General features: G+C 73.0%; 16 protein-coding genes. 7 read left to right on the forward strand and 9 right to left on the reverse strand.

Annotated features, from left to right (window positions below; translation table 11 throughout):
• The first annotated feature begins 46 nt into the window (after nt 1-46).
• Nucleotides 47-964: an NlpC/P60 family protein gene (locus tag AB0K07_RS15955; protein ID WP_363755660.1), complete on the forward strand. Its 918-nt coding sequence runs from the start codon at nt 47-49 to the stop codon at nt 962-964.
• A gap of 37 nt (nt 965-1,001) precedes the next feature.
• Here AB0K07_RS15955 and AB0K07_RS15960 read toward each other — a convergent pair whose 3' ends face one another.
• From AB0K07_RS15960 to pnuC, 3 genes are all read right to left on the reverse strand, one after another.
• Nucleotides 1,002-2,000, reverse strand: coding sequence for a TerC family protein (locus AB0K07_RS15960; protein WP_363755662.1), 999 nt, complete (start codon nt 1,998-2,000; stop codon nt 1,002-1,004).
• 324 nt (nt 2,001-2,324) lie between these two features.
• Nucleotides 2,325-3,449, reverse strand: a complete 1,125-nt coding sequence (locus AB0K07_RS15965) for an AAA family ATPase (protein ID WP_363755664.1) — start codon at nt 3,447-3,449, stop codon at nt 2,325-2,327.
• Complete coding sequence (pnuC, locus tag AB0K07_RS15970) at nt 3,446-4,099, reverse strand: nicotinamide riboside transporter PnuC (protein ID WP_363756601.1); 654 nt, start codon at nt 4,097-4,099, stop codon at nt 3,446-3,448. Before pnuC ends, AB0K07_RS15965 begins: the two co-directional genes overlap by 4 nt.
• A gap of 98 nt (nt 4,100-4,197) precedes the next feature.
• On the opposite strand from pnuC, the gene AB0K07_RS15975 reads away from it, so the two are divergent.
• Nucleotides 4,198-4,491 (forward strand): antibiotic biosynthesis monooxygenase family protein, encoded by a 294-nt coding sequence (locus tag AB0K07_RS15975; protein WP_363755666.1) that lies wholly within the window; start codon nt 4,198-4,200, stop codon nt 4,489-4,491.
• A 100-nt stretch (nt 4,492-4,591) separates the two neighbouring features.
• Here AB0K07_RS15975 and AB0K07_RS15980 read toward each other — a convergent pair whose 3' ends face one another.
• The 4 genes from AB0K07_RS15980 to uvrB form a co-directional block, all read right to left on the reverse strand.
• Nucleotides 4,592-5,449 (reverse strand): helix-turn-helix transcriptional regulator, encoded by an 858-nt coding sequence (locus tag AB0K07_RS15980; RefSeq protein ID WP_363755668.1) that lies wholly within the window; start codon nt 5,447-5,449, stop codon nt 4,592-4,594.
• A 203-nt stretch (nt 5,450-5,652) separates the two neighbouring features.
• On the reverse strand, nt 5,653-6,021 hold the full coding sequence (locus AB0K07_RS15985) for a VOC family protein (protein WP_363755670.1): 369 nt from the start codon (nt 6,019-6,021) through the stop codon (nt 5,653-5,655).
• A gap of 78 nt (nt 6,022-6,099) precedes the next feature.
• Nucleotides 6,100-6,996, reverse strand: coding sequence for a helix-turn-helix domain-containing protein (locus AB0K07_RS15990; protein WP_363755672.1), 897 nt, complete (start codon nt 6,994-6,996; stop codon nt 6,100-6,102).
• Nucleotides 6,997-7,079: 83 nt separating this feature from the next.
• The gene (gene uvrB, locus AB0K07_RS15995) at nt 7,080-9,188 is read right to left on the reverse strand and encodes an excinuclease ABC subunit UvrB (RefSeq protein WP_363755674.1); all 2,109 of its coding nucleotides are present in this window, start codon (nt 9,186-9,188) and stop codon (nt 7,080-7,082) included.
• Between the two features lie 327 nt (nt 9,189-9,515).
• Between uvrB and AB0K07_RS16000 the strand changes: the two genes are divergently transcribed.
• Nucleotides 9,516-11,021 (forward strand): hypothetical protein, encoded by a 1,506-nt coding sequence (locus AB0K07_RS16000; protein ID WP_363755676.1) that lies wholly within the window; start codon nt 9,516-9,518, stop codon nt 11,019-11,021.
• A 13-nt stretch (nt 11,022-11,034) separates the two neighbouring features.
• Here the strand turns inward: AB0K07_RS16000 and coaE are convergent, their stop codons facing one another.
• Together coaE and rpsA are read right to left on the reverse strand one after the other, a co-directional pair.
• The gene (gene coaE, locus AB0K07_RS16005) at nt 11,035-12,216 is read right to left on the reverse strand and encodes a dephospho-CoA kinase (RefSeq protein WP_363755678.1); all 1,182 of its coding nucleotides are present in this window, start codon (nt 12,214-12,216) and stop codon (nt 11,035-11,037) included.
• Between the two features lie 214 nt (nt 12,217-12,430).
• Nucleotides 12,431-13,930, reverse strand: a complete 1,500-nt coding sequence (gene rpsA, locus AB0K07_RS16010; RefSeq protein ID WP_363755680.1) for a 30S ribosomal protein S1 — start codon at nt 13,928-13,930, stop codon at nt 12,431-12,433.
• A 404-nt stretch (nt 13,931-14,334) separates the two neighbouring features.
• Here rpsA and AB0K07_RS16015 point away from each other — a divergent pair, with 404 nt between their 5' ends.
• The 4 genes from AB0K07_RS16015 to AB0K07_RS16030 are packed head-to-tail and all read left to right on the forward strand — an operon-like array spanning nt 14,335 to nt 16,492.
• Nucleotides 14,335-15,138, forward strand: coding sequence for a class I SAM-dependent methyltransferase (locus tag AB0K07_RS16015; RefSeq protein ID WP_363755682.1), 804 nt, complete (start codon nt 14,335-14,337; stop codon nt 15,136-15,138).
• Between the two features lie 55 nt (nt 15,139-15,193).
• Entirely contained in the window at nt 15,194-15,796 is a 603-nt protein-coding gene (locus AB0K07_RS16020; RefSeq protein ID WP_363755684.1) for a Uma2 family endonuclease, read from the forward strand.
• A gap of 53 nt (nt 15,797-15,849) precedes the next feature.
• A complete protein-coding gene (locus AB0K07_RS16025; RefSeq protein WP_363755686.1) occupies nt 15,850-16,071 on the forward strand; it encodes a DUF2945 domain-containing protein in 222 nt (73 codons plus the stop codon).
• The gene (locus AB0K07_RS16030) at nt 16,058-16,492 is read left to right on the forward strand and encodes a DUF3140 domain-containing protein (RefSeq protein ID WP_363755688.1); all 435 of its coding nucleotides are present in this window, start codon (nt 16,058-16,060) and stop codon (nt 16,490-16,492) included. Before AB0K07_RS16025 ends, AB0K07_RS16030 begins: the two co-directional genes overlap by 14 nt.
• Nucleotides 16,493-16,507 lie beyond the last annotated feature (15 nt).

Below are 16,507 nucleotides of genomic sequence, written 5' to 3' on the forward strand. Positions count from 1 at the left end.
TCTTTCATAGGGTTCCAGGGACAGCGGACACGAGCTGGGGGTTGACGTGGAGCTGCAGCCGGGCCGCGAGGCCGTCGTCCGGGTCGCGGTGGCGACGCTGTGGACCTCCCCCGAGGCGGTCCGCCCGGTCGACCAGCCGGCGCTGACCGCGCGCGCCGACATCCCGACCTGGATCTCCGGCCTGGACACCGACCAGCAGGTCGGCGACTGCGTGCTCAGCCAGCTGCTGCTGGGTGAGCGGGTGCTCGTCAGCGAGCTGCGTCCGGACGGCTGGGCACGGGTCGTCGCCGTCGAGCAACCGGCCGCCAAGCTGGACCCGCGCGGCTACCCGGGCTGGCTGCCCGCCGACCAGCTCACCCCCGTCGACCCGGCCGTCAGCGGCCCCCCGCTGGTGGTGGACGCCACGGTCACCGGCCTGCGCGCCGCGCCGAACGGGCCGGTGGTGCTGCCCGGTGTGGTCGTCGGCACCCGCCTCGTCCCGGCCGGCCCGGCGTGCCACGGCTGGCAGCCGGTGCACGTCCCCGGTCAGGCCGCGCCGCTCTGGCTGCCCGAGGGCCAGCTCACCCCGGCGCCGGCCGGGCCGCCCAATGCCGCCGACGTGCTGGCGGTGGCGCAGCGGCTGCTGCACGTGGCCTACGTCTGGGGCGGGCTCTCCGCGTACGGCATCGACTGCTCCGGTCTGGTGCACCTGGCGTGGCGCCGGTTCGGGGTGCTGCTGCCCCGTGACGCCGACGACCAGGCCGAGGCGACCAGCCCGCTGCCGCTGGGCGCGGAACGCCCCGGCGACCTCTACTTCTTCGCCCGCCCCGGCCGGAAGATCCACCACATCGGTATCGTCACCGCCGTCCCCGGCGACCAGGAGGACCGGCGGATGCTGCACGCCTGCTACCGGCGGCGGCGGGTGATCGAGGAGCCGCTGCCGGCCGAGCGGACCGCCACCCTGGTCGGCGCGCACCGGGTCTGACCGGCCGGGCGCGTCCCCGCACCCGGCCGGTGGTGTCTCAGCCCCGGGCCTCGGCCAGTTCGCGGCGGCGGTCCCGGGCGGACTTCATCAGGCTGGCGACCGTGGCGACCAGCAGGGTGCCGAGGATGACCAGCAGCGAGAGCCAGATCGGGATGTGCGGCGCCCACCCCACGTGCTCCCCGCCGTTGATGAACGGCAGGTTGTTGTCGGCCAGCGCCTCCAGCACCAGCTTGACCCCGATGAAGCCGAGCACGACGGCCAGGCCGTAGCTCAGGTAGATCAACCGGTCGAGCAGGCCGCCGAGCAGGAAGTAGAGCTGGCGCAGGCCCATCAGCGCGAAGACGTTCGCGGTGAAGACCAGGTACGGCTCCTGGGTGATGCCGAAGATCGCCGGGATCGAATCCAGTGCGAAGATCAGGTCGGTGGTGCCGATCGCGATCATGACGATGAGCATCGGCGTGAAGAGCCGTCGGCCGGCCGAGTGGGTCGTCAGCTTCGCGCCGTCGTAGTCCTTGGAGATCGGCAGCGCCTTGCGGCTCCACCGGATCAACAGGTTCTCGGAGAACTCGTCCTCGTCCGGCTCACCCTGCCGCGCCAGGTTGACCGCTGTGTAGATCAGGAACGCGCCGAAGATGTAGAAGACCCAGGAGAACTGGGAGATCAGCGCCGCGCCGGCGGCGATGAACCCGCCGCGCATCACCAGCGCCAGCACGATGCCGACCAGGAGCACCTTCTGCTGGTACTGCCGGGGCACCCCGAAGCGGGCCATGATGATCACAAAGACGAAGAGGTTGTCCACCGAGAGGCTGTACTCGGTGAGCCAGCCGGTGTAGAACTGCCCGGCCGAACTGGCCCCGGAGGTCAGCCAGACACCGGCGCCGAAGAGCAGGGCGAGACCGACGTAGAAGGCGACCCAGAGGCTCGACTCGCGCACACTCGGCTCGTGCGGGCGCCGACCGATGATCAACAGGTCGACGAGCAGGACCGCAGTCAGTGCGACGAGGGTCCCCGCCCACACCAATCCGGACACGTCCAACGTTCATTCCTCCGGCAGACACGCGGCGTCGGGCACACCGTACGCCCCCGGAGGGGCCGGTGTGCCGCTGACGGCTCACTCTGGTGACTGTCGGAGGTCTCTTCCGCCACCTCCCGAGCGGGACGGCGACCGACGGGGCCGGGTCGGGCCGCCGAGAATCCGGCGGTCGACCGTGCTGACGACTCCGTCGCGGGGGAATACTCCCCTCCTCGGTGACCATTCTCCCCCACCACGCCGTGTGATCGCACCCCGGGCAGCCGGTGTCCCCGGCCACCCGACCACCGGGAATACGGAGTGCCACATCCCGTGGCGCGTCCTAGGAGGCTAGTGCGTATCGGGTGCGACGAGCGGGTCGGTGAGCGACCAGCCAGCGGCGAGCAGCGCGTCGCAGGCCGACACCGCCCGGGCCAGCCGATCGGCGTGCGGTCCGGCCAGCTCCACCACCGGCACCCCGCACCCGGCCAGCTCGGTGCGGAACCGCTCGGTCATCCAGCCCCGCAGGTGCTCCCCGTCGCGCAGTCCGTCGTCGGTGAACGGCACGTCCCGGTGGTCGGTCAGCAGGTACAGGGCCGGCCGGCGGGCCGCGGCCCGGACCTCGGGCGACGCGCTGCCCAGGTAGCGCTCCTCCCAGATCGCGGTCGCCCGCGCGTCGGTGTCGCAGAACAGCAGCGGCCCGGACGATCGGGCCGCCGCGTCCTCGGCCGCCTGCTGCTCGCGGACCACCGTGCGGAAGTCGCCCCGGTCCCAGGCGACGTCGAACACGCTCGCCCCGGGTGACCGCTCACGCAGCCGGGCCAGCTTGCGGGCGGTCAACTCCCGGCCGTACTCCGGCACCCAGCCGGTGCCGTAGTGCTCGGCGAGCGCCGCGGCCATCGTGGTGGTGCCGGTCGACTCGGCGCCCACCACAACCACCCGCCGGACGAACCAGGCGCGCACCGGCGGGCTCAGCCACCGCCAGTGCCCCACCGGGTCCGCCCGCACGGCGGTGCCGGAGACCGGCACGGTGCGCCGGTCCGGATCCACCGACACGGATACGGCGTCGAAGCGGCGGGCCAGCTCCGCGCCGTACGCCTCGGAGGAGAAGACCGCGTCCACCGGCCTCGAACCGACCGCCGCCCGAAACACCGCGCAGTGCGCGTCCCAGACCGCCGGGTCGGCGTAGTCCACCGGGTGGTCGTCGTACCGGCCGACGAACCGCACCCACGGGGTGTCCGCGTGCACCTCACGCAGCCAGTCCAGCCGCACCCCGAGCGGGATCGACTCGCGGCGCGACGGCGCCACCACCACGGTGACCCGGGCGCAGCGGGCGGCGGCCGCCGCGATCAGCGCGTGGTGCCCGGCGTGCGGCGGATAGAACTTCCCGACCACCATCCCGTGCCCGAACTCCGGGCTGGACGTCCGCTCCGGCGCCCTCGGCGCCGGCGGGTGGCCGGGTGCGCGGTCGGTCACGCGGTGACCGGGGCCGGGCCGGGTGGGACCGGGGTGGGCCGGTCGGCCCGGCGCAGGTCGGCCCGCCAGGCGCGCAGCCCGAGCACGCAGAGGGCGAGGAAGACCAGGTACAGGACGGCGGTCAGGTGCAGGCCCTTGTACGCGTACAGCGGGATGTAGATCAGGTCGGCGGCGATCCAGAGCCACCAGCTCTCCACCCGCTTGCGGGTCTGCCCGTACGTGGCCAGCAGGGACAGCGCCGTGGTCAGCGCGTCCGGCAGCGGCACCGTGGAGTCGGTGGCCCGGTCCAGCAGAGCCCACAGCGCGCCGGTGAGCAGCACCCCGGCGACGGCCAGCCCCAGCCACTCCCCCCGCCCGGTCCGGCTCACCGTGAGCCGGGTCCGCCGCTCGCCACCGAACAGCCAGTGCCACCAGCCGTAGCAGCCGAGCGCGACGTAGACGATCTGGAGCCCGGCGTCGGCGTACAGGCCGGCCGTCCAGAACAGCAGCATGAGCAGCAGAACGTTGGCGATGCCGATCGGCCAGTTCCCGATCCGCTGCCGGGCCACCAGCCAGACGTTCAGCACGCCGGTGGCGAACCCCAGCAGCTCAGCCCAGGTGGTGCCGGTGCCGGCCACCTGGAACGCGGTGCCGGTGAGCCAGTCGATCATCACAGTGCCCTCCCGGGCACCCACCCTAGGGCCACTGTCGACACCGGAACAGACCCCACGACAGCGCCCGGTCCACCCGTCGTGGGAGGCTTCCCGACATGGTGCTTGAGGTCGCGCTGATCGACGTACTGCCCGGACACGAGGACGCGTTCGCCGCCGCGTACGCCCAGGGTCACCCGGTGCTCGCCGGGACGCCCGGCTGCCGGTCGGTGCGGATGACCCGGGGGATCGAGTCCCCGAGCCGGTTCGTGCTGCTGGTGGAGTGGGACTCGGTCGAGGCGCACGAGGAGAACTTCCGGGCCAGCGAGCGGTTCGAGAAGTGGCGGGCGCTGATCGGGCCGCACTTCGCCGGGCCGCCCCTGGTCGAGCACTTCATCGACGTACCGGCCTGAGCGGAGCTGTCGTACCGCGTGGTTATCGTGCCCACCGCACGCGTCGGCCACCGGTCCCGACGGGCTCGGGGGCGCCGGGCCCGGTGGCCGCGCCGTGCCCTCACTCGCCGACGCGGCGGGCCAGCGCGGTGACCGTCTCCTCGGGCGACAACGCGGCGGCCAGCAACGCCTCGGTCATCCGCGCGTACCGGTCGACGTCGACGGCGGTGGCCAACCGGACGTCGGTGGTCAGCGCCTCCAGCATCACCGTCCGCGGGTCCGCCGGGTCGGGGAAGGCGTACCAGGAGTACGGGGTGAGCGGGTGCAGCCCGCCGCCGGCCGCCCCGCGCGGCAGCAGCCGCACCGTCACGTGGGCCAGCCCGGTCACGGCGACCAGGTGCCGCAGCTGCTCGTGCCAGACCGCGACCGGCAGGTCACCCTGGTCGCAGGCCGCTTCGGCGAGCACCGCGGTGTAGCGCGGCGGGTCGGCCCGACGCAGCACCTCCTGCCGCATCGCCCGCGCGCGCACCTCGGCCTCCACATCGACCTCCGGTGCGAGCAGGGCACCGGCGGCGACCCGCAACCGGGCGTACGCCGGCGTCTGGAGCAGCCCCGGCACGACCGCCGGCTGGTACTCGACGATGTGGGCGGCTCCCGCCTCCAGCTCGGCGTAGGTGCGCTGCCGTTCGCTCATCTCGCCGACGGTCTTCCACCAGCCGCGGCTGGTGGCCGCGTCCCGGGCGATCACGATCAGCGCGTCCCGGGTCGGTGCCGGCACCTGGTAGACGTCGAGCAGGTCCAGCACGTCGGCGAGATCCGGACGGCTCTGGCCCAGCTCGATGCGGGACAACTTCGACGTCGAGGCCCAGCCCAGCCGATCGCAGACCTGCTCCAGGGTCAGCGCCTCGCGCCGGCGTAGCTGGCGCAGCTCGGCGCCGAGCCGCACGCGTCGAATGACCGGACTTGTTGGCAACGGCATCCCCGCCTCCCCACCGAGGGAGAGTACGCAGGACGATCACGCAGCGCAATACCGCGCTCGCGCACCGCAACCAATCCGATCACCCCGGCCGGCCGGGCGGATGGTCACCTTCTCGGTTCCGCACGTCGGCGACGGATGCCCGGCCGGCCTGGGTCGGCCCGGGTCCCCTGCCGGCACGGCGTGTGTCCCCCTGCCCGGCTCGCTCAGGGGCGGTAGGTGCCGAAGCTCCAGACGGTGCCGGCCAGGTCGCGGGCGGCATAGTCACGGGAGCCGTAGTCCGTGTCGAACGGCTCCCGTGTGATCTCGGCGCCGGCCGCGCGGGCCCGAGCGCAGTGGGCGTCGACGTCCGGCACCGCCACGTAGACCGACCAGTCGACGTCGGCCGGACGAAGGGGTGCGTCGGCCCGACCGCCCAGCATGATCATGCCGGTGTCGAGGACGAGTTCGGCGTGCGCGACGGTGCCGTCCGGCGCCTCGTGCACGGCATGCACCTGGAAGCCGAAGGCGGAGCAGAGCCAGTCGATCGCGGAGCGGGGATCGGGGTAACGGAGGATCGGATAGATGGTTCGCATGAGCTGATTCTGCGGCCGGCGGGCCCGACCGGGATTGGACGAATGTGACCTCGGTGGATTTCCCTCGGCTGCGTGGTGTCAGCCGACCATCGCCGACCGGGCGGCGAGCAGCGCGGCCGGAGTGGCCCCCGCGAACCGGCGAAAGTCCCGGATGAGGTGGGACTGGTCGTAGTAACCGCACCGAGCCGCCACCGCGGCCCAGTCGACGGTCCGCCCCGCACCTGCCTCGGACTGCCCAGCCGCGACCGGCGCCCCGACACCCGGCCCGCCCATGGTGCTCGGCCCGATGGTCAGGCCGACGTTGGTCAGCGCCGCGTACGCGTGCTGGAAGCGCAGCAACCGGGCGGCCGTCTTGGGCGGCAGCCCGACCTCCTGCCGGAACCGGGACGCGAGATGCCGCCGGCTCCAACCCAGCTCGTCGGCGAGCACACCGACACCACCCTGCCCACCGCTGCCGACGAGCCACCGCCACGCCCATTCGAGCCGGGCATCCACCGGCGGGGACGCCGACAGCCGGGCGGCGAGCACCCTGTCGAGCAGGACGAACCGCTCCGGCCAGCCCGCCGCCTCGGCGAGCCGGACGCGCAGCCGATCCAGCCAACGGCCCGGGAGCTGCCCCACCCCGACGGCCCGGTTCGTCAGCTCGCCCAGCGGCAGGCCGAGGATGCGGCGGGCGGTCAGCGGCGCGAGCAGCAGCTCGACACCCTCCCCCACACCCACCGTGCGGGTGGTGCACCAGCCGTCGAAGGTGCCGGCCACGAACGAGTCGACCCGCTGGACGCCGCGCTCGGCGCTACGCGGGTCGCTCACGTCCAGTGGGGCACCCCAGCCCAGGATCAGTACCACGAAGACGCCGGCCGCCTCGCGACGGACCAGCGGCAGGTCCGCCCGTTCCCGGTAGCCGACGTACCGGTCGACGAAGGGACGCAACCGCACCTCGGGCAGCCCGAGAACCATCTCGTCGAGGGGTGCCACCGCCGTCAACCCCCACCGCCCTCCCTGCGGCCCCGCCGGTCACGTCCCGAGGGTGCGCGGGGCGCGGCCACCGGGGGTGGTCGTCACTTCACGCCGGCGGCGTCCATGCCGCGCAGCTCCTTCTTCAGGTCGGCGACCTCGTCGCGGATCCGGGCCGCCAGCTCGAACTGCAGCTCGCGCGCGGCGGCCAGCATCTGGTCGTTGAGCTCCTGGATCAGCTGGGCGAGGTCGGCGCGGGCCATCCCCTCGCGTGACGGGGTGGTGGCGGCGGCCCGACTCCGGCTGCGGGTCTCCTTGACCGGCGCCTTGCCCCGGGAGAGCTGGCGTACCGCGCCGCCGACCCGGGAGTTCTCGGTGTCCTCCGCCTCGCGGTAGATGTCGTCCAGGATGTCGTGGATCTTCTTGCGCAGGGGCTCCGGGCTGATCCCGTGCGCCTCGTTGTGCGCGATCTGCTTGGCCCGGCGCCGATCGGTCTCGTCGATCGCGTCCGCCATCGACGGGGTGATCTTGTCGGCGTACATGTGCACCTGGCCGGAGACGTTACGCGCGGCCCGGCCGATGGTCTGGATCAGCGACCGGCCGCTGCGCAGGAAGCCCTCCTTGTCGGCGTCGAGGATCGCCACCAGCGACACCTCGGGCAGGTCCAGACCCTCGCGGAGCAGGTTGATGCCGACCAGCACGTCGTACTCGCCCTTGCGCAGCTCGCGCAGCAGCTCCACCCGGCGCAGCGTGTCGACCTCCGAGTGCAGGTAGCGCACCCGGATGCCGTTCTCCAGCAGGTAGTCCGACAGGTCCTCGGCCATCTTCTTGGTCAGCGTGGTGACCAGCACCCGCTCGTCCCGCTCGGTACGCAGCTTGATCTCATGCATCAGGTCGTCGATCTGGCCCTTGGTCGGCTTGATCACGACCTCCGGGTCGATCAGCCCGGTGGGGCGGATGACCTGCTCGACGAACTCACCCTGAGCCTGCTCCAGCTCCCACGGGCCCGGGGTCGCCGACAGGTAGACCATCTGGCCGACCCGCTCCAGGAACTCGTCGAAGCGCAGCGGCCGGTTGTCGGCCGCGCTGGGCAGCCGGAAGCCGTGGTCGATGAGCATCCGCTTGCGCGAGGCGTCGCCCTCGTACATGCCGCCGATCTGCGGGATCGTCACGTGCGACTCGTCGACGACGGTGAGGAAGTCGTCCGGGAAGTAGTCGAGCAGGCAGTGCGGCGGGCTGCCGGGCAGCCGCCCGTCCATGTGCATCGAGTAGTTCTCGATGCCGGAGCAGAAGCCCACCTGCCGCATCATCTCGATGTCGTAGGTGGTGCGCATCCGCAGCCGCTGGGCCTCCAGCAGCTTGCCCTGCCGCTCCAGCTCGGCCAGCCGCTCGGCCAGCTCCACCTCGATGTCGCGGATGGCCCGCTCCATCCGCTCCGGGCCGGCCGCGTAGTGCGTGGCCGGGAAGATCACCAACTGGTCGACCTCACGGACCACGTCACCGGTCAACGGGTTGAGGTAGTAGAGCTTCTCCACCTCGTCGCCGAACAGCTCGATGCGGACCGCCAGCTCCTCGTACGCCGGGATGATCTCCAGCGTGTCGCCGCGGACCCGGAAGGTGCCCCGGTTGAAGGCCATGTCGTTGCGGGTGTACTGAATGTCGACCAGCCGGCGCAGCAGCTTGTCGCGGTCGAGCTCCTGGCCCACCTCGACCCGGACCGCCCGGTCGAGGTACTCCTCCGGGGTGCCCAGGCCGTAGATCGCCGACACGGTCGCCACCACGATCACGTCGCGGCGGGTGAGCAGCGACATGGTCGCCGAGTGCCGCAGCCGCTCGACCTCCTCGTTGATCGAGGAGTCCTTCTCGATGTAGGTGTCGGTCTGCGGGATGTACGCCTCGGGCTGGTAGTAGTCGTAGTACGAGACGAAGTATTCGACCGCGTTGTGCGGCAGCAGCTCGCTGAACTCCTTGGCGAGCTGCGCGCAGAGCGTCTTGTTCGGGGCGAGCACCAGGGTCGGGCGCTGCAGCCGCTCGATCAGCCACGCGGTGGTGGCGCTCTTGCCGGTGCCGGTCGCGCCGAGCAGCACCGTGTTGCGGTCGCCGCGCCGGACCCGACGCTCAAGGTCGTCGATGGCGGCGGGCTGGTCGCCGGCCGGCTGGAATTCACTGACGACCTGGAAGCGGCTGTCGAGCCGGGGAATGTCGAGCGCCATGACCTCAACGGTACGCCGGAGGTCCGACAGGAACGGCCGTCACGGCGGGTACGTGATCAGCTTCAATATTCCCATTGTGTGGCACATGTCACCGACGCTAGGCTCTCGTCGTAGGCCGCTCGCGGCGGCCGACCGGGCCGGTGGCCCAGGCCGTCATCACGGCCGGCCACCCCCGGCACAGCGGTCGCAGCACCCGGCGCGTCCGGCGTGCGCACCCTTGTGGTCGCGCTCGAGGCGCAGACCGGCCGCCGCGAGCGCCCCTGCTCGCCACTCCGACGCCAGCACCGCCGCTCGTCACCCCGGCGCCGCCCCGCCCGTTTCACATCCGTGGACACCTCTCCGAACCCCACTCGCGACAACGGCAGCGCGCCCCGGCCCGCCGACACCGCCGACACCGGCGCCGCCGACACCGCCGGCCCGGTAAAGGCCAACCGCCGCCGTCGTACGGTCCTGCTGCTGCTCGGCCTGACCGCCGTCACGTCCGCGACCGCGCTGGTGATCGGGTTGCTGAGCTGGGCGCCCGACCCGCCCGAGCCGGTCCGGCCGCTGACCATCGCGGAGGGCGAGCGGCTGGCCGCGATGCGGGTCACCAACCTGCGGGACCTGCGCGCCGGGGTCCGCGTCACGGCCGGCACCGGCGCCGCCCGTACCGAACTCGTGGGCTGGGTGGACTGGTCCCGGCCGCTGCTCTACCTCGACGTGGGCGGGCCGGGCGCGGGCGCCGAGCGGGGCCTGTTGCAGAGCGCCGGCCCGGTGCTGGTGATCCGGCCGGACCCGTCCGCGGTGCCCACCCCCGCCGCGCCGCCACTGGTGCCGCCGGCGGACCGCTGGCGCCTGCGCCACCTGGCACCTGGGTCGGGCCTGGCACCGGTGCTCGACCTGCTCCTCGGCCTCGCCGCCGACCGCCCCGACCCGGCCCAGGCGCTGCGCGACGGCGGTGCCCGCTGGATGGCCCGGGAGACGGTGGCCGCCGGCCCGGTGGACGTCCTCCAGGCGCCGCTGCCCGGCGGAGCCGCGCCCGCCGGCACCCCGGCGCCGGGCAGCACGCCGACCGGTGGCGACCGGGACGGGCAACCCCGCTACTGGCTCGACCGGGACAGCAGGTTGCACAAGCTGGTCGCCCAACTGCCCGGCGTCGGCCCGGTCACGGTGATCCTCAACCGGGCGGACCGGCCGACGCTGCGCCCGGTGGACGCGCTCGGCGGCCGGCCCGGGCTGCCCCGTGCGCTGACCGACGCCGAGCAGGACCGGCTGAGCCGGCTACCGGCCCGGCTGCGCGCCCAGGGCGGGGCCGCGCTGACGCTGACCGCCCCGGTGGGCACGGACACCAACCTGCGGGGTGCCGGCTGGGTGAGCTGGACCGCCCGTACCGCGTACGTGGCGGTGGCCGACCTCGGCGTACCGGATCGCCGGACCCTGCTGCGACGGGACACCGCCGGCCTGGCCCGGGCGGACGTGCCGGCCACGGCCGGTGGCGGCGGCGCCGCCGAGACGCCGGGCCGGCCGCCACTGCCGCCCCCCGCCGGGGCGTGGCGGTCCACCCGGTCCGGCAGCGACGACCTGAGCCGGCTGGTGGGCGCAGCGCTGGCCGCCGGGTCGGCCGGGCAGCGCGGCGCGGCCGTGCGGGTACGCGAGGACGTCGCCGCCGGCCGGACCGTCGACGTCGTCGAGCTGCGGACGGCGGACGGGCGGCTGCGCTACTGGATCGACCGGAACGGGTCGCTGCGCCGGCTGGAGCTGCACACCGCCCCCGGCGCCTGGGCGCAGCTCGACCTCAACCCCGCCTCGGTGCCCCGGCTGCCCCCGGCGCCCCGCCCGGCGGCCACCACCTGAGCGACCCTGGCGCTCAGGGCCGCCAGCCGGTCTGCGCGGCCCACTGCTCGGCCCGCAGGTACTCCTCGTCGAACCACGGGTCACGGGCCGTACCGGACCCGCTGACGAGCGGCGCCGCGTCGACCAACTCCCGCTTGACCAGCAGGTACGCGGCCCGGTGGTCCGGATCGGCGCGCAGGTGGTCGCGCATCAGCAGCGCGTACCGCCAGCCGGGCGATCCGGTCACCCGCACGTGCAGACGCACCGGGCGGGCCGGGTCGGCGCTGCCGTGCAACCGCTTCTCCCACCGGCCGCTGCCGGCCGGCCGCGGATCGTCCCACCACTGCCCGGGCACCCGCGGGAACCCGGCGTTCGCCAACCGGTCGGTCAGCGTCCCGTCGGCGTCGGCGAGGCTGGGCACGGCCACCTGCACGTCGATCACGTCCTCGGCCGCGAGACCGGGCACCGCGGTCGGGCCGACGTGGTCGATCCGCAGGTCGGCCGGGGCCAGCGCGTGCCGGATCCGGGCGGCCAACCGGGCGTACTGCTCGGGCCAGGACGGGTCGGCCTCGGCCCGGTCGACCCGGCCCGGCCGGACCACCCGCCGCTCACGCACGTTGTGCTCGTAGGGCACCAGCCGCTGCCGCCAGAGCGCGTCGACCTGAGCGTGCAGCGCCTCAAGGCTTCCGTCGTTGGTCAGCACCACGTCGGCCACCGCGCGGCGACGGCCGTCGTCGGCCTGCGCGGCGATCCGCCGCTCGGCCTCCGCGCGATCCATCCCCCGGTCCCGCGCCAGCCGTTCCAGTCGCGTCGGCACGGCCGTCTGCACCACGACCACCAGGTGGTACGTGGGCGCGAGACCCACCTCCACCAGCAGCGGCACGTCGTTGACGACGATCGCGTCGGGCGCCGCCGAGGCGACCAGCGCGGCGGTGCGGGCCCGGACCCGGGGATGGGTGATCGCCTCCAGCCGGCGGCGGGCGGCCTCGTCGGCGAACACCACCGCGCCCAGTGCGGCACGGTCCAGAGCGCCCTCGGCGTCGAGCACCCGCTCGGAGAAGGCGGCGACGATCTCGGCCAGCCCCTCGGTGCCCGGCGCGACGACCTCCCGCGCCACCCGGTCGGCGTCGATGAGCACGGCACCCCGCTCGACCAGCCGCGCGGCCACCGCGCTCTTGCCGGACCCGATCCCGCCGGTCAATCCCACCCTCAGCACCGAACCAGTCAACCGGATCACGTACCCCGCCGCCAAACTCACCCGCACCGCGGGTGGCGGCGGGCGGCTGCGAGCCCGGCGTGCCAGCGCGCGGCGCCGGCGGGCCGCGTGCCGGCGCGGACGTGACGGCGGACAGTCTGTCGGGGGTACGGCGAGGGCCCCGCCCCCGACGATCCGAAGATCGCGGGGACGGGGCCCTTCGTCGTTCAGCGGGTCACTTACCGCCGGCGAGCTTCTCCCGCAGTGCGGCGAGCGCCTCGTCGGTGGCCAGGGTGCCGGCCGGCTCCTCGGCCTGCCGGCTCGGGGCCGGGCTGGTCGAGGAGGTGGTGCCGCCGCCAGCGGCCGGGACGGCCGGAGTCGGGTTGGCAGCGGCCTCGGCGTCGGCAGCCCGGGAGGTCTGCACCTGCTTGGTGTGGGCCTCCCAGCGCTGACGGGCCTCGGCGTACTGGTTCTCCCAGGTCTCGCGCTGCTTGTCGTACCCCTCGAGCCACTCGCCCGTCTCCGGGTCGAAGCCCTCCGGGTAGATGTAGTTGCCCTCGGCGTCGTACGTCGCGGCCATGCCGTAGAGGGTCGGGTCGAAGTGCTCCTCGCCCTCGACGAAGCCCTCGTTGGCCTGCTTGAGCGACAGCGAGATCCGGCGGCGCTCCAGGTCGATGTCGATGACCTTGACCATGACCTCGGAGCCGACCTGGACGACCTGCTCCGGGATCTCCACGTGGCGCTCGGCCAGCTCGGAGATGTGGACCAGGCCCTCGATGCCGTCGTCCACCCGGACGAACGCACCGAACGGCACCAGCTTGGTGACCTTACCCGGCACGATCTGCTGGATCGCGTGGGTGCGGGCGAACTGCCGCCACGGGTCCTCCTGCGTCGCCTTCAGCGACAGCGAGACCCGCTCGCGGTCCAGGTCGACGTCCAGGACCTCGACCTCGACCTCCTGGCCCACCTCGACGACCTCGGACGGGTGGTCGATGTGCTTCCAGGACAGCTCGGAGACGTGCACCAGACCGTCGACACCGCCGAGGTCCACGAACGCGCCGAAGTTGACGATCGAGGACACGACGCCCTTGCGGACCTGGCCCTTCTGCAGCTTGTTGAGGAACTCGGTGCGCACCTCGGACTGCGTCTGCTCCAGCCAGGCCCGGCGGGACAGAACCACGTTGTTGCGGTTCTTGTCCAGCTCGATGATCTTGGCCTCGAGCTCCCGCCCGACGTACGGCTGCAGGTCGCGCACGCGCCGCATCTCGACCAGGGACGCGGGCAGGAAGCCGCGCAGCCCGATGTCGAGGATGAGGCCGCCCTTGACCACCTCGATGACCGAGCCGCGGACGACACCGTCCTCGTCCTTGATCTTCTCGATCGTGCCCCAGGCCCGCTCGTACTGCGCCCGCTTCTTGGAGAGGATCAGACGACCCTCCTTGTCCTCCTTCTGGAGGACCAGGGCCTCGATGTGGTCACCAACCGTCACAACCTCGGCGGGGTCCACGTCGTGCTTGATCGACAACTCCCGAGAGGGGATGACACCCTCGGTCTTGTAGCCGATGTCGAGCAGGACCTCGTCCCGATCGACCTTGACGACGGTGCCTTCGACAATGTCGCCGTCGTTGAAGTACTTGATGGTCTCGTCGATCGCGGCGAGGAAAGCCTCCTCGGAACCGAGATCGTCGTGGGTGACCCGGGTGGCGCTCGAGGGGGCCTCGATGCTGCTCGTCATGTGGGCGGTTGCTCCGGTCGGATGGGTTGTCACAGCAGGCTGGTGTCGCGGTGACCTGTTCGCGCCAGCGGATCCGTCGCCGGGCACACCGAACGATCGCCAAGTGAGATCATGATGTGGCTCCGTCGACCGCGCACCGTCTCCCTGCCGAGGCACACGATCCGCGAGCGCATCGTCTAGCCTACCGTGCGCATTACCACAGCGTGCAAGCCCTCCCGACTCCTCGCCGTGCGATGACCTGCGAAAGCCGAACAATCGCCCAGAAACCACCCCTGCTGTCTCCCACGTCACACCCGCCTCCCCAGCACCACCGGGCGGGGGACGCGGCCGGCGCCGGGGAACGCGCCGGCGGGTCGGCTCGGCCCACCGCCCGCGAGAGCCGCCGCGGGGCCTAGCGTGAGCGCGTGGATGACGACAGCCGGGTGACCCGGCGCCGGGTCGGTGACGCCGAGGTCCGGCGGGCCAACCGCGGCTGGTGGGACACCGACGCCGACGACTACCAGGCCGAGCACGGGGCGTTCCTCGGCGAAGTGGACTTCGTCTGGTGCCCGGAGGGCCTGCGCGAGGCCGACGCCCGGCTGCTCGGCGACCTGCCCGGGCGCCGGGTGCTGGAGGTGGGCTGCGGCGCCGCGGCCGCCGCCCGCTGGCTCGCCACCCAGGGCGCCCGGCCGGTCGCCTTCGACCTGTCCGCCGGCATGTTGCGCCACGCCGCGGACGCCGCCGACCGCACCGGGGTACGCGTACCGCTGGTGCAGGCCGACGCGCTCGCCCTGCCGTTCGCCGACGAGTCGTTCGACCTCGCCTGCACCGCGTTCGGCGCGATCCCGTTCGTGGACGACTCGGCGGCCCTGCTCGCCGAGGTGCACCGGGTGCTGCGCCCCGGAGGCCGGTGGGTCTTCTCGGTGACCCACCCGATGCGCTGGATCTTCCTCGACGACCCGGGCGAGGGCGGGCTGACCGCCGTGCACTCGTACTTCGACCGGTCCCCGTACGTGGAGCAGGACGAATCCGGCGTGGCCACGTACGTCGAGCAGCACCGGACCCTCGGCGACCGGATCCGGGAACTGGTCGGGGCCGGGTTCCGGCTGCTGGACCTGGTGGAGCCGGAGTGGCCGGCGGGGCACGAGGGGATCTGGGGGCAGTGGAGCCCGCTGCGCGGGCGGCTCTTCCCCGGCACCGCCATCTTCGTCACGGAGAAGGCCGAATGACGGCATCGCATGCGCGGTGCGACCCCACCCCATCGACCGGCGGTAGGCTCGCCCCATGAGCGCGGAGGCCATTCCGACACCACCTGGCCCCTGGTGTCCGGACCCGATGCGGCAGCAGCGCGCCGACTACACGGTCGAGGATCTGCTCAATCTGCCGGATGACGCCCCCCGCGTCGAACTCGTCGATGGAGTCATCCAGGTGACACCCTCCCCCACGCTGGGCCATCAGGACATCTCCCTGCTCCTCGCCCACTGGCTGCTGCAGCACGCGCCCGGTGACCTTCGGGTCGCCCAAGCCGTTGGTGTCGGGCTCAGCTTCAACACCAGCCGACAGCCGGATGTCCTGTTGCGCCGCGCCGAGGTGCCGTCCGATCGGTCCATGCTGCGGCCGGCGGATGTCGTCCTCGCCGTGGAGATCGTCTCGCCGGGCACCCGACGGATCGACCGGTTCGCCAAGCCCGGCGAGTACGCCGCCGCCGGCATCCCCTTCTACTGGCGCATCGAACAGGATCCGGTGCACGTGTACGCGTACCGGATCGGCGACCGGGTAGGGCCGGGCGGTGAGCGGCAGTACGAGTTGGTCGCCGACGGCACCGACGTGATCGAGTTGACCGAGCCGTTCGAGATCAAGCTGCCGATCGCCGAGATCACGCCGTAGTCGGCCGCCTCGGCAGGCCGTTTCGCCCTGGCGGCGCCGGGTAGCCAGGGCGTATGGCCGAGCAGAGGGAATTCCGCGAGGGCGACCACGTCTCCTGGGCCAGTCACAGCGGCCGGGCGCACGGCGTCGTCAAGGAGAAGCTGACCGATCGGACCCACGTACGCGGGCACGCCGTGAACGCGACGGAGGACGAGCCGCAGTACCGGATCCGCAACGACGACTCGGGCCGCGACGTCGCCCACCGGCCGGAGGTGCTGCGCCGTGAGCAGGGGTGACGACGGCGGCGACACCTACCGGGAGTTCGCCGACGCGGTGAACATGAAGCCCCGCGAGCTGTCGACGTGGCTGGAGACCGACGAGTCGAAGCAGGTCGGCTGGCACAAGGGCGGCCGCTCCGGTGGCGGTGAGTCGGTCGGGCACGAATCCGGTCGAAAGATCATCGACCTGTTGCGACGCAAGCGCGGTGACCTGTCCGAGGGCGACTACAAGCACATGCGCAAGGTGGTCGGCTACGTACGCCGGCACATGGCCCAGCGCCCCTCCGGCGACGTCCGCAACACCAAGTGGCGCTGGTCGCTGATGAACTGGGGCCACGACCCCCTCAAGGGCCCGCTGCCGCCCCCGGGCGGCCCGTCGCGCCGCGCCCTCGACCGGCACGGCACGCCGCCGAAGGAACGCCGGGGGCCTGGCCGCTGACCCACCACCGCGAGC

It is taken from the genome of Micromonospora sp. NPDC049301, assembly GCF_040678715.1.
Lineage (GTDB): Bacteria > Actinomycetota > Actinomycetes > Mycobacteriales > Micromonosporaceae > Micromonospora.

Excerpts from the sequence above, each read along its gene's own strand:
- pnuC (WP_363756601.1), bottom strand. The coding sequence starts at position 4,099 with ATGATCGACTGGCTCACCGGCACCGCGTTCCAGGTGGCCGGCACCGGC.
- AB0K07_RS15975 (WP_363755666.1), top strand. The coding sequence starts at position 4,198 with ATGGTGCTTGAGGTCGCGCTGATCGACGTACTGCCCGGACACGAGGAC.
- AB0K07_RS15980 (WP_363755668.1), bottom strand. The coding sequence starts at position 5,449 with ATGCCGTTGCCAACAAGTCCGGTCATTCGACGCGTGCGGCTCGGCGCC.
- AB0K07_RS15985 (WP_363755670.1), bottom strand. The coding sequence starts at position 6,021 with ATGCGAACCATCTATCCGATCCTCCGTTACCCCGATCCCCGCTCCGCG.
- uvrB (WP_363755674.1), bottom strand. The coding sequence starts at position 9,188 with ATGGCGCTCGACATTCCCCGGCTCGACAGCCGCTTCCAGGTCGTCAGT.
- rpsA (WP_363755680.1), bottom strand. The coding sequence starts at position 13,930 with ATGACGAGCAGCATCGAGGCCCCCTCGAGCGCCACCCGGGTCACCCAC.
- AB0K07_RS16020 (WP_363755684.1), top strand. The coding sequence starts at position 15,194 with ATGAGCGCGGAGGCCATTCCGACACCACCTGGCCCCTGGTGTCCGGAC.
- AB0K07_RS16025 (WP_363755686.1), top strand. The coding sequence starts at position 15,850 with ATGGCCGAGCAGAGGGAATTCCGCGAGGGCGACCACGTCTCCTGGGCC.